Source organism: Pseudomonas sp. LAIL14HWK12:I10 (assembly GCF_900184205.1).
Classification (GTDB): Bacteria; Pseudomonadota; Gammaproteobacteria; order Pseudomonadales; family Pseudomonadaceae; genus Aquipseudomonas; species Aquipseudomonas kermanshahensis.
The window spans coordinates 266,341-278,223 of sequence record NZ_FXWU01000004.1; the positions used below are offsets into that span (position 1 = coordinate 266,341).

Sequence of the window (11,883 nt, forward strand, 5' to 3'; positions counted from 1 at the left end):
GTGGTGTGCGGCTTACAGCCCTTGCTTGAGGCTCGCTTCCAGGTACTGGTCGAGGTCGCCGTCCAGCACCTTCTGGCAGTCGCTGCGCTCAACGCCGGTCCGCAAGTCCTTGATGCGCGAGTCATCCAGTACGTAGGAGCGGATCTGGTGGCCCCAACCGATGTCCGACTTGCTGTCTTCCAGCGCCTGGGAAGCGGCGTTGCGCTTCTGCATCTCCAACTCGTACAACTTGGCCCGCAGCATTTTCATGGCGGTGTCTTTGTTGGCGTGCTGGGAGCGTTCGTTCTGGCAGGCCACCACGGTGTTGGTCGGCACGTGGGTAATACGCACCGCGGAGTCGGTGGTGTTTACGTGCTGACCACCAGCGCCCGAAGAGCGGTAGGTGTCGACGCGCAGGTCAGACGGGTTGATGTCGATTTCGACCTTGTCGTCGATCTCGGGCGACACGAACACCGCCGAGAACGAGGTGTGGCGACGGGCGCCGGAGTCGAACGGGCTTTTACGAACCAGGCGATGCACGCCGATTTCGGTGCGCAGCCAGCCGAAGGCATATTCGCCCTTGATGTGCACGGTGGCGCCCTTGATGCCGGCGACTTCACCTTCGGAGAGCTCGATGATGGTGGCGTCGAAACCACGCTTGTCGGCCCAGCGCAGGTACATGCGCAGCAGGATATTGGCCCAGTCCTGCGCTTCGGTACCGCCGGAGCCGGCCTGGATGTCCAGGTAGGCGTTGTTCATGTCCATCTCGCCGCTGAACATGCGACGGAACTCAAGCTGGGCCAGTTTTTCTTCCAGGCCTTCCAGCTCGGTCACGACGTCGCCGACGGCGCTTTCGTCCTCTTCCTCGACGGCCATGTCGAGCAGGTCCTTGCAGTCGGCCAGGCCGTTGGCCATCTTGTCCAACGTCTCGACGACCTGTACCAGCATGGCACGTTCGCGGCCCAGGGCCTGGGCGTACTCAGGCTTGTTCCAGACGGCCGGGTCTTCCAGCTCGCGGTTGACTTCGATCAAGCGGTCATGCTTTTGATCGTAGTCAAAGATACCCCCGAATTGACTGGGAACGCTCGGTGAGGTCCTTGATGGTGTTCAGGATCGGTTGGATTTCCATGGGCGACGGCTCTCGTGCGAATTCGGTGAAAAGCCTGCGAGTATAACCGAGTCCAACGCATGGCGGCAGACCCGCCGGGCGGTACCCTGCACCCGGCACTACGAAGCACTACGCCGCAGCCGCAACCTCAAGCGATACCCACCTGGTTACGCCCCCCATTCTTCGCCAGGTACAGCCCCTTGTCCGCCGCCGAAATCAACTGCCGGCAATGCCCGCCCACCGCCGGTGTCTGGGTCGCCAGGCCAATGCTCACCGTCAACCGCGAATCCGCCGCTGGCGCCGTGTGCGGAATGCCCAGCGCCAACACCGTCTGGCGCAGTTTCTCGGCAATCAGCCGCGCCCCGCCTGGGGATGTATTGGGCAACACCAAGGCAAACTCCTCGCCCCCATAACGCGCCGGCAGATCGGTCGGCCGCGAGCACGAGCCGCGAATCGCTTCAGCCACTTGGCGCAACGCCTCATCACCCGCCAAATGCCCGAAACTGTCGTTGTAGGCCTTGAAGTAGTCGACATCGATCATCAACAACGACAACTGCTGCTGCTCACGCATAGCCCGGCGCCATTCCAGCTCCAGGTATTCGTCGAAGTGCCGCCGGTTGGACAGCCCGGTCAGGCCATCGGAGTTCATCAACCGCTGCAGCATCAGGTTGGAATCGAGCAACTGCTGCTGGCTGACCCGCAGGGCGCGGTACGCCTCGTCACGCTGGAGCAACGTCAGGTAGGAACGCGAGTGGTAGCGAATGCGCGCCACCAGTTCGATGTTGTCCGGCAACTTGACCAGGTAGTCGTTGGCCCCCGCAGCAAACGCCGCGCTCTTCACCAGCGGGTCTTCCTTGGTCGACAGGACGATGATCGGGATATCCTGGGTAGCCGGGTTGTTGCGGTACTCACGCACCAGCGTCAGCCCATCCAGGCCCGGCATGATCAGGTCCTGCAGGATCACCGTCGGTTTGATGCGCATGGCCTGGGACACCGCCTGGTGCGGGTCGGCGCAGAAATGGAAGTCGATGTTGTCTTCATGGGCCAGGCCACGACGCACCGCCTCGCCGATCATTGCCTGATCGTCGACCAACAGCACCATCGCCGAGTTCTCGTTGGTGGTCGCGAAACCTTCGATCGGTAGATCATTCATGCCTATTCACCTGATCACCGCCGACCAGGCGGCGTGATTCATTACATATCGTCATTTTGCAAAGAATTCCATCAATCGCCCGGCGATTCGCTCCAGCGGGCGGATTTCCACCGCCGCGTCAATCGCCGCGGCGGCCTTGGGCATGCCGTATACGGCACTGCTGGCCTGATCCTGGGCGATGGTCAGGAAGCCCTGCTGGCGCATCTGTTTGAGGCCCTGGGCACCGTCGCGGCCCATGCCGGTGAGCAGCACACCCACCGCATCGCCGCTCCAGTAGCGTGCCACGCTCTCGAAGAACACATCGATCGAAGGCCGGTAGATTTCGTTGACGGGTTCGGCAGTGTAGGCCAGCTGACCATTTTGCAGCAGGCGGATATGGTGGTTGGTGCCCGCCAGCAGGACTTGCCCCGGCTGCGGCGGTTCGCCCTCACGGGCCAGGCGCACCGGCAGGCCGGCAGCGCTGCTGAGCCATTCGGCCATGCCTGCGGCGAATACCTGATCGACGTGCTGGACCAGCACGATGGCCGCCGGAAATGCCGGCGGCAAACCCTTGAGCAGCACCTCAAGGGCGGCCGGGCCGCCGGCCGACGAACCGATTGCCACCAAGCCACGACGCTGGGATGCCTCGCGCAATGGCGTGGCAACCGGGCGCGCGGCCGGCGTGCGCTGCTGGCCTATCAGCCAGCCGATGTTGAGGATCTTGCGCAGCAGTGGCGCCGCCGCCTCACGGGCATCGCCCGCGCCCAAGGCCGGTGTATCGACCACATCCAGCGCGCCATGGCCCATGGCCTCGAACACCCGGTGCACGTTCTGCTTGCGGTCGACCGTGACGATGACGATGGCGCAGGGGGTTTCGGCCATGATCCGCCGCGTCGCCTCTACCCCATCCATCACCGGCATGATCAAGTCCATGAGGATCAGGTCTGGCTGCTGCTCGGCGCACCGCTGCACCGCCTCGGCGCCGTTGCCCGCCACCCAGATCACCTGGTGCGCGGGCTCGAAGGCCAGCGCCCGGCGCAACGCCTCCACCGCCATGGGCATATCGTTGACGATGGCGATCTTCATCCCTGAGCACCTCCAATCAGCTCCACCACAGCATCCAGCAACGCATCGTCGTGGAAACTGGCCTTTGCCAAATAGTAGTCGGCGCCAGCGTCCAGACCACGCCGCCGGTCTTCCTCACGGTCCTTGTACGACACCACCATCACCGGCAGCGATTGCAGGCGCTGGTCCCGGCGCACCAGGGTGACCAGCTCGATGCCATCCATGCGCGGCATGTCGATGTCGGTGATCAGCAAGTCGAAGTCTTCGCCGCGCAGGGCATTCCAGCCGTCCATGCCATCCACCGCCACGGCCACTTCGTAACCGCGGTTACCCAAGAGCTTGCGCTGCAGTTCGCGCACGGTGAGCGAGTCGTCGACCACCAGAATGCGCTTGCGCGCCAGGCCGCGGGTGCCACTGTTGCCCCGCTCGATGCGCTCCAGGCTGCCGGTACTGAGCAGTTTTTCCACCGAACGCAGCAGGTCTTCGACGTCGACGATCAGCACCACCGAGCCATCGTCGAGCAACGCCCCGGAGGAGATGTCCTGGACCTTGCCCAGGCGCGGATCGAGGGGCATCACCACCAGCACCCGCTCCCCGATCAAGCGTTCCACGGCTACCCCGTAGAGTTGCTCGCGCTCTCGAATCACCACCACCCGCAGGCTGCTTTCATCGGCCTGCCCTGCCGGGCGATTGAGCAACTGGCTGGCCGCCACCAGGCCGATGTGCCGCCCTTCATGCCAAAAATGCTGACGCCCTTCGATCTGCACGATCTGCTCGGCCGTCACCTCCAGCGTGCGTTCGATGTGCGCGAGCGGGAACGCATACGCTTCGCCGCCCACTTCCACCACCAAGCTGCGCACCACCGACAGCGTCAGCGGCACCTGCAGGTGGAAGCGGCAGCCCTGTCCGGCCAGCTGGGTCAACTCGATCGACCCGCGCAGCTCGCGGATCATGTGTTGCACGGCGTCCAGGCCAACCCCGCGCCCCGACACCTCGGTCACCTTGTCGCGCAGGCTGAAGCCGGGCAGGAACAGGAACGTGATCAGCTCGGCCTCGCTCATCCGCGCCACGGTGTCGGCCGGCGACATGGCCCGTTCGACGATGGCGCTGCGCAGGCGCTCCAGGTCGATGCCGGCGCCATCGTCAATCAGCTCGAGGCTGAGCATGCCGGCCTGGTGCGAGGCACGCAGGCGAATCACGCCCTCCTGCACCTTGCCTGCCAGCAGGCGCCGCTCTGGCAGTTCGATGCCATGGTCGACCGCATTACGCAGCAGGTGGGTCAGCGGGGCTTCGAGCTTTTCCAGCACATCGCGGTCGACCTGGGTCTTTTCACCTTCGATCACCAAGCGCACCGGCTTGCCCAGAGACCGGCCAAGGTCACGGACCATGCGGCTCTGCCCGGCCAGAACGTCGGCAAAGGGCCGCATCCGGCAGGCCAGCGCCGTGTCATAGAGCAATTGCGCACGCTGGCTGGCCTGCCAGCCGAACTCGTCGAGGTCGGCGGCCTGCTGCTGCAGAATCTGCTGGGTCTCGACCAACAAGCGCTGAGTCTGGGCCAGGGCTTCGAGCACCTCGCTGCTCTGGCCACTGTCCTCCAGTTGCATGCGCAAACCATCGAGTGCCTGCATGCCTTGGCCATGCATGCGCTTGAGGCGCTGAAGGGTGGCCAGGTAAGGCTTGAGCCGCTGGGTCTCGACCAGCGACTTGCTGGACAGGTCGAGCAAGCTGTTGAGGCGGTCGGCCGTGACCCGCAGCACCCGCTCAGCGCCTTCGCCGGCGCGTTTTCCGGCCTTGCGCCGCGGCGCGGGCTCAAGCTCGACGTCCACGTCCATGGGCTCGGGGGCCATCGCCAAGGGCTCGACAGGCAGGGTTGGCACGGGCGCTGTCGGCGACGGCATGGCCATCGCCATTGGCAGCGACGCCGGTGCCGCGCCCGGGTCCAGCAAGCTGGCCATCTGCGCGAGGAACACCGGCAGTGTCGCTTGGGCGCCCGCGTCGCCCGGCGTGGCGATGCGCATCAACAGGTCGGTCCCCTGCAGCAGCGCATCGATATGCTCGGCGCTCAGCCGCAAGCGGCCTTCCTGCGCCGCCACCAGGCAGTCTTCCATCACGTGAGCCACGCTCACGCCGGCATCGACCCCGACAATACGTGCGGCCCCTTTCAGGGAGTGGGCCGCGCGCATGCAGGCCTCCAACTGGTCGGCCTGGGTGGGGTTGCGTTCCAGCGCCATCAAGCCGGCGCTGAGCACCTGGGTCTGCGCCTCGGCTTCCAGGCTGAACAGCTCGAGCAACGATGCGTCGCGCATTTGCTCTGGGGTCATGACAGGCTCCGCTGCACCGCAGACAGTAAGTGTTGATCGTCCAGCACCCGCACACTGCGGCCGCGCCACTGCAGCACCGCCGCGGTGAAGTGGGTAACGTCCTGGCCACTGCCCAGCAGCGTCGGGTCAAGCCGGTGAATGCCGTCGATTTCCTCGACCGCCATCACCACTGGCCCCCCTTCGGCAGCCAGGATCAGCATGCGCGGCATCTCGCGGCCGCTGCGTTGCTGCCCAGCAGCCGGCTGCACACCCAGCAAGTCCGCCAGCGACAGGCACGGCACCAAGGCACCGCGCACGTTGGCGACGCCCTGCAGCATTCGGGAACGCTGGTGCGGCAGCGAATGCACCGCCTGCAAGGGGGCGATTTCAGCCAGGCAGGCGGTCGCCAAGGCCAGCCATTCTTCGCCGAGCCTGAACAGCAGCATGGAGCGGCCAACCGATTCCTCGGCTGCTGGCGCAACTGCGGCGTGGTCATCCTGCAGCAGGGCATAACGGTCGAGCAGGCGCGTGGCGGCCGCGGCATACACGTCACAGTTGCGGCAATGAATATGCCGCTCCAGCAGCGGGCACTGTTTGTCACCGTGCACGCCGATGCGGTTCCAGCAGTCGTCGATGCGCTCGTCGGCCTGCGCAAGCAGTTGCATCGCGGATTCACCCCTCATCGTTCAGGCTCCCGTCCCGCCCGTGCAGCACGCGCCTGCAAACGCTGAGCGCCTGCCAGGTCGCCCTGGGCCGCGAGCAAGGCCGCCAGGTGCACCAAGGCTTCGGGGTGCTGCGGCTCCAGGTACAGGGCCTTGCGATAGTGGGTAAGCGCCTGGCCGGCGTCGCCTTCGGTATCACTGAGCAAGCCCAGCCAGTAGTAAACCTGCGCCGTCGGCGCGAACTGGCTCAAGTAGCGCTGGCAGGCGGCACGCGCCTGCGCACTGGCGCCCGCGTTGGCATGCCGGGCAATGCTAGCCAGCAGTTCGGCTTCGTTCTCGCCTTTGCGTTCTGCCGGCAGTGGCGCCTTGGCAGTGAACGGAAGCGCTCGCAACGGCCGCGCCAATGACGGCGTCGGCGGCGGGTACACGGGCAGGGGCAAAGGCGGCAGCGCGCGCTTGCCTGGGGGCGCGGGTAGTGCGCGGGCCGGTGCCACGGCGCCCTCCTGACGCACGTAGGCGAACGATTGAGCGATACCCAGCGGGCGCATGCCCAGCCGCGCCAGCAAGCTGCCTTCGGCAGGCCCGATAAACAGCACACCCTGCGGATGAGTCAGGCGCTTGAGCACCTCGAACACGCGCTGCTGGGTGGCCACGTCGAAATAAATCAACAGATTGCGACAGAACACGAAGTCGTACAGGCCATCGCGGCTGGCCAGGGCCGGGTCCAGCACATTACCCACTTGCAGGCTGACTTGCTGGCGCACGCGATCATGCAGGCGATGGCCGTCACCGAGCGCATCGAAAAAGCGCTCGCGAAACCCCAGGTCGCTGCCGCGAAACGCATTGCGGCCATAAACGGCCTGCTCACCCTTGGCCACCGAAATGGGGCTGATGTCGATGCCATCGATCACGAACGTGCCAGGGCCCATGCCACCATCAAGCAGCGCCATGGCCAGTGAATAAGGTTCTTCGCCGGTCGAGCACGGCAGGCTGAGCAGCCGCACCGGGCGGGCGCCGGCCAGTTCTGCCAGGCGCTTGTGGGCAAGCCCCACCAGGGCCGTGAAGGATTCCGGGTAACGGAAAAACCAGGTCTCAGGGACGATGACCGCCTCGATCAGGGCCTGTTGCTCGTCCGCCGACTGCTGCAGGCGCAGCCAGTAGTCGTCCAGGTCCACGGCGTTCACGGCACTGCAGCGCTGGCGCAAGGCACGCTCGACCATCGGCGCGCCTACCGACTCCACGTCCAGGCCGATGCGCTCGTGCAAATAGCGGAAGAAACGCTGTTCAATCATGTCGGCATTCCTGGCGCAGGGGCCCCGCGTTCATCGGCGAACAACAGCTCGCGCACGGCATCAGTCAGCAGGTCATCGACGGCGATGCGCTGCACCAGGCCCTGGGCATCCTGGCGCACAGGCCCGAGGTACGGTGCGTCGCCATTGTCCAGGCCATACGGCTGGAATTCTTCGGGGCGGCAACGCAAGGTCTCGGTGGCCTGTTCAAGGATCAGCCCAAGCTGCAAGTCGCCCCGGTAACGCACCAGCACCAGCCGCGTGCTGGTGCGTTGCGCCGCCGCCTGGCCAAAGCTCAGTGCCGACAGGTCGACCACCGGCACCAGTGCGCCGCGGTGCGCAAGGATGCCCGCGACCCACGACGGCGCTTGGGCAATCGGCTTGAGCGGCCGACGCGGCAGCACCTCGATCACCTCGTGCACGTCCAGGGCAAAACGCTGGTCAGCGATGCGAAACTGTAGGTACAACGCGCCCTTGGCGTCGCTTGCCTGCGCTGCGCGGGGTTGCAGGTCGTTCATGGTCGTCAGACTTTGAAGCGCGACACGCCGCCACGCAGGCCTGCTGCCACCTGGCTGAGCTCGTCAATGGCAAAACTGGCCTGGCGCAGCGACTCGACCGTCTGGGTACTGGCATCGCTCAGCTGGGCCAACGCCTGGTTGATCTGCTCGGCGCCGGTGGCCTGGGCCTGCATGCCCTCGTTGACCATCAGCACACGCGGCGCCAAGGCCTGCACCTGATGGATGATCTGGCTGAGCTGCTCGCCTACTTGCTGCACCTCGAACATGCCACGGCGCACTTCTTCAGAGAACTTGTCCATGCCCATGACCCCGGCCGACACCGCCGACTGGATTTCGCGCACCATCTGCTCGATGTCGTAGGTGGCCACCGCCGTCTGGTCAGCCAGGCGGCGTACCTCGGTCGCCACCACAGCAAAGCCACGGCCATACTCGCCGGCTTTTTCCGCTTCGATGGCGGCATTGAGCGACAACAGGTTGGTCTGGTCGGCCACCTTGACGATGGTCACCACCATCTGGGTGATGTTGCTGGCCTTTTCGTTGAGGATGCCGAGCTTGGCATTGACCAGGTCGGCGGCGCCCATCACCTGGTGCATGGTTTCTTCCATGCGGGCCAAGCCTTGTTGGCCGGAGCCGGCCAGGCTGGAGGCCTGATCGGCGGCAGAGGTGACCTCGGTCATGGTGCGTACCAAGTCACGCGAGGTGGCGGCGATTTCCCGCGAGGTGGCGCCGATTTCGGTGGTGGTCGCGGCGGTCTCGGTGGCAGTGGCCTGCTGCTGCTTGGACGTGGCGGCGATCTCGGTCACCGAGGTGGTCACCTGCACCGATGACCGCTGGGCCTGGGATACCAGGTTGGCCAGCGCTTCGGCCATTTCGTTGAAGCCGCTTTCAATGGCGCCGAACTCGTCCTTGCGGTCCAGGCTCAGGCGCATGCTCAGGTCACCCGAACGCAGCCTGTCGAGGGCGTGGACGATGCGCTGCATGGGGGCGCTGATGGCGCGCATCAGCAGCAACCCGCAGATCCCGGCGGCAACGATTGCCAGCAGCAGCGAAACCATCATGCTGCCCTTGGCCGTGCTCACGGCGCTGACGATATCTTGAGTGGCAGCGTCGGCCGAGGCTCGGTTGTTCTCGATGACTTCGTTCAGGTGCTTGCGACCATCAACCCATGTGGGGGTGAGTACCTCGATGATAAGCCGTTCGGCTTCGGCATAGTTGTGCTGACGGTAGGTGTCCAGCACCTGGCCGACGATCTTGAGGTAGTTCTGTTCCAGCTGCACGAAGCTGTCGAAGCGGGCCTGGTCGTCGCTGTCCTTGATGGTGGTCTGGTAGCTGGCCATGTGTTGCTTGAGGCGGTCCTCGAAGCTCTTGAACAGTTCCAGGTCCGCCGAGGTGATTTCGCGGTGGTTGGACAGGCCTACCAGTTGCTGGCTGGTGACGTAGCTGTCGACCCAGGCACTGCGGATCATCGAGCTGTAGTAGACCCCGGGGATGCTGTCGGTCCCCACTGCCTCCTCGGCACTTTCGATCGCCACCAGCCGCGAGTAGGCGGCTACGATCATCAGCAGCATGATGGCGATGATCACGGCGAAACTTGCCAGGATCCGTTGGCGCAAGGTCCAGTTTTTCACATTCAGCCCTCAGGAATTCACAACGAGCGGGAAAAATCGCCGAAGTATAGCCCAGGCGTCCTACGCTTTTGCGGCTGAAATGCGGGGTATTCAGGCATCCTTGCCTGATGGACAAGCCAAGTCGCCTGCTATTGGCCTGCGGCGAGCCGCACCTGGCTCTCCAGTTCCTGGCGCAATGCCGGGTCCAGGCGCAGCTGCCGGGCGAGTTCGTCCAGGTAGGCGCGCTCCATGAAGTTTTCCTGATCGACCATCATCACACTGGCCAGGTACATCTCGGCGGCCATTTCCGGTGTTTGCGCAGCACGCGCCACTTCGGCCGGGTCCAGCGGTTTGTTCAGCTCGTCGTGCAGCCAATGTTGCAGTTCGCGGTCCGTGTCCAGGCGGGTGAACTCGCCTTCGATCAAGGCGCGCTCGCGCTCATCGATATGGCCATCGGACTTGGCCGCTGCCACCAGGGCGCGCAGCACCGCCTGGCTGTGCTGCTCGGCCTGGGCCGGTGGCAGGCGGTCGAGGGTTTGCGGCTCGGGCGCCTGCCCTGCCCCCGGCTGGCGCGCCTGCCAATTGCCGTAGGCCTTGTAGGCCAGCACCCCGAGCGCAGCCAGGCCACCGTAGGTCAGGGCTTTGCCGCCATATTTGCGGGCCTTCTTGCTCCCCAGCAACAGGCCCAGCGCCCCTGCCCCCAACGCGCCACCACCCACGCCGGAGAGCAGGCCGCCAAGGCCGCCGGCGCTGGTGCCGGGCTTGCCTGAGCCGCCTTTTCCGGCCTGTTTTTCGAGCAGTTGCTGGCCGGACTTGAGCAGTTGGTCGAGCAGTCCGCGGGTGTTCATTCAGGTGCCTCCAGACGTCGCAAAAGAATGGCCAGATTAAGCCTTGCCCACGCGATCGCCACGGGGGGATTTGCTTCCGGATGTTGCATTGGCCAGCAAAAAGCCAACTAGACTCGATATCGCCAATACCTCGCGCAATCGCACTACGCTTATAACAATCGCTCCACTGCTTGCTTGATGACTGCCCCGACCCAGATCTCCAAGAAGAGGGAACACCATGTCAGCGCACAAGACCGCATTGCTCGGCGCCATGACGGGCGCGTTGCTCGCCAGCGCCAGCCTGCAGGCCGCCGAACCGCTCAAAGCCCTGGGAGCCGGCGAAGGGCGCCTGGATATCGTCGCCTGGCCCGGCTACATCGAGCGCGGTGAAAGCGACAAGGCCTACGATTGGGTCACCGGCTTTGAAAAGGAAACCGGCTGCAAGGTCAGCGTCAAGACCGCCGCCACCTCGGACGAAATGGTCAGCCTGATGACCAAGGGTGGCTACGACCTGGTCACCGCCTCGGGCGACGCGTCGCTGCGGCTGATCGCAGGCAAGCGGGTACAGCCGATCAACACCGCGCTGATCCCCAACTGGAAAAACATCGACCCGCGCCTGCAAAACGGCGGCTGGTACGTGGTCGATAAGCAAGCCTACGGCACCCCGTACCAATGGGGGCCGAACGTGCTGCTTTACAGCACCACGGTATTCAAGCAGCCACCGACCAGCTGGGGCGTGGTCTTCGAACCGCAAAACCTGCCCGACGGCAAGCCGAACAAAGGCCGCGTGCAAGCCTACGACGGGCCGATCTACATCGCCGATGCGGCGCTGTACCTGAAGTCGGCCAAGCCGGAACTGGGCATCCAGGACCCCTACGAACTGAACGAGACCCAGTACAAAGCGGTGCTCGAACTGTTGCGCCAGCAGCAGCCGTTGATTCACCGCTACTGGCATGACGCCACGGTGCAGATGAGCGATGTGAAGAACGAAGGTGTGGCCGCGTCCAGCTCCTGGGGCTACATGGTCAACGGCCTGAAAGCCGAGAACCAGCCGGTGGCCTCGACCATTCCGAAAGAAGGCGCCACGGGCTGGGCCGACACCACCATGCTGCACAGCGAGGCCAAACACCCCAACTGTGCCTACAAATGGATGGACTGGTCGCTGCAACCGAAGGTGCAAGGTGATGTGGCTGCCTGGTTCGGCTCGTTGCCGGCAGTGCCTGCGGCTTGCACCGGCAGCGAACTGCTGGGCGCCGAAGGGTGCAAGACCAATGGCTTCGACAACTTCGACAAGATTGCCTTCTGGAAGACCCCGCAGGCACAGGGGGGCAAGTTCGTGCCGTACAGCCGGTGGACGCAGGATTATATTGCGATCATGGGTGGACGCTAAGGTCGA

10 protein-coding genes are annotated in these 11,883 nt (G+C 64.7%); 1 reads left to right on the forward strand and 9 read right to left on the reverse strand.

What is annotated here, in order from left to right; all coding sequences use genetic code 11:
• Positions 1-12 precede the first annotated feature (12 nt).
• The 9 genes from prfB to QOS90_RS11430 all read right to left on the reverse strand — a co-directional run bounded on the left by prfB (position 13) and on the right by QOS90_RS11430 (position 10,508).
• Positions 13-1,108, reverse strand: a protein-coding gene (gene prfB / locus QOS90_RS11390; RefSeq protein WP_097151322.1) for a peptide chain release factor 2 whose coding sequence is annotated in 2 segments (ribosomal slippage) — positions 13-1,035 and positions 1,037-1,108 — 1,095 coding nt in all. Because the reading frame shifts where the segments join, the coding sequence is not laid out codon by codon here.
• 127 nt (positions 1,109-1,235) lie between these two features.
• Positions 1,236-2,240 (reverse strand): Wsp signal transduction system regulator diguanylate cyclase WspR, encoded by a 1,005-nt coding sequence (gene wspR / locus QOS90_RS11395; RefSeq protein ID WP_085272729.1) that lies wholly within the window; start codon positions 2,238-2,240, stop codon positions 1,236-1,238.
• A 51-nt stretch (positions 2,241-2,291) separates the two neighbouring features.
• Positions 2,292-3,305, reverse strand: a complete 1,014-nt coding sequence (gene wspF, locus QOS90_RS11400; RefSeq protein WP_027595747.1) for a Wsp signal transduction system protein-glutamate methylesterase WspF — start codon at positions 3,303-3,305, stop codon at positions 2,292-2,294.
• Positions 3,302-5,605, reverse strand: a complete 2,304-nt coding sequence (locus tag QOS90_RS11405) for a hybrid sensor histidine kinase/response regulator (RefSeq protein WP_085272728.1) — start codon at positions 5,603-5,605, stop codon at positions 3,302-3,304. Before QOS90_RS11405 ends, wspF begins: the two co-directional genes overlap by 4 nt.
• The gene (locus tag QOS90_RS11410) at positions 5,602-6,267 is read right to left on the reverse strand and encodes a chemotaxis protein CheW (protein WP_085272727.1); all 666 of its coding nucleotides are present in this window, start codon (positions 6,265-6,267) and stop codon (positions 5,602-5,604) included. Before QOS90_RS11410 ends, QOS90_RS11405 begins: the two co-directional genes overlap by 4 nt.
• Complete coding sequence (locus tag QOS90_RS11415; protein ID WP_085272726.1) at positions 6,264-7,538, reverse strand: CheR family methyltransferase; 1,275 nt, start codon at positions 7,536-7,538, stop codon at positions 6,264-6,266. The genes QOS90_RS11410 and QOS90_RS11415 overlap by 4 nt, the downstream gene beginning before the upstream one ends.
• Positions 7,535-8,053 (reverse strand): chemotaxis protein CheW, encoded by a 519-nt coding sequence (locus QOS90_RS11420; protein ID WP_027595743.1) that lies wholly within the window; start codon positions 8,051-8,053, stop codon positions 7,535-7,537. Before QOS90_RS11420 ends, QOS90_RS11415 begins: the two co-directional genes overlap by 4 nt.
• A gap of 5 nt (positions 8,054-8,058) precedes the next feature.
• Positions 8,059-9,681 carry a methyl-accepting chemotaxis protein gene (locus tag QOS90_RS11425; protein ID WP_027595742.1) on the reverse strand — a complete coding sequence of 541 codons (1,623 nt, stop codon included), beginning with the start codon at positions 9,679-9,681 and terminating at the stop codon, positions 8,059-8,061.
• 128 nt (positions 9,682-9,809) lie between these two features.
• Complete coding sequence (locus QOS90_RS11430; RefSeq protein WP_085272725.1) at positions 9,810-10,508, reverse strand: tellurite resistance TerB family protein; 699 nt, start codon at positions 10,506-10,508, stop codon at positions 9,810-9,812.
• Between the two features lie 217 nt (positions 10,509-10,725).
• Between QOS90_RS11430 and ydcS the strand changes: the two genes are divergently transcribed.
• Positions 10,726-11,877, forward strand: coding sequence for a putative ABC transporter substrate-binding protein YdcS (gene ydcS, locus QOS90_RS11435; RefSeq protein WP_027595740.1), 1,152 nt, complete (start codon positions 10,726-10,728; stop codon positions 11,875-11,877).
• Positions 11,878-11,883: the final 6 nt, after the last annotated feature.

Excerpts from the sequence above, each read along its gene's own strand:
- QOS90_RS11420 (WP_027595743.1), bottom strand. The coding sequence starts at position 8,053 with ATGAACGACCTGCAACCCCGCGCAGCGCAGGCAAGCGACGCCAAGGGC.
- QOS90_RS11415 (WP_085272726.1), bottom strand. The coding sequence starts at position 7,538 with ATGATTGAACAGCGTTTCTTCCGCTATTTGCACGAGCGCATCGGCCTG.
- QOS90_RS11405 (WP_085272728.1), bottom strand. The coding sequence starts at position 5,605 with ATGACCCCAGAGCAAATGCGCGACGCATCGTTGCTCGAGCTGTTCAGC.
- wspF (WP_027595747.1), bottom strand. The coding sequence starts at position 3,305 with ATGAAGATCGCCATCGTCAACGATATGCCCATGGCGGTGGAGGCGTTG.
- wspR (WP_085272729.1), bottom strand. The coding sequence starts at position 2,240 with ATGAATGATCTACCGATCGAAGGTTTCGCGACCACCAACGAGAACTCG.
- QOS90_RS11410 (WP_085272727.1), bottom strand. The coding sequence starts at position 6,267 with ATGAGGGGTGAATCCGCGATGCAACTGCTTGCGCAGGCCGACGAGCGC.
- QOS90_RS11430 (WP_085272725.1), bottom strand. The coding sequence starts at position 10,508 with ATGAACACCCGCGGACTGCTCGACCAACTGCTCAAGTCCGGCCAGCAA.
- ydcS (WP_027595740.1), top strand. The coding sequence starts at position 10,726 with ATGTCAGCGCACAAGACCGCATTGCTCGGCGCCATGACGGGCGCGTTG.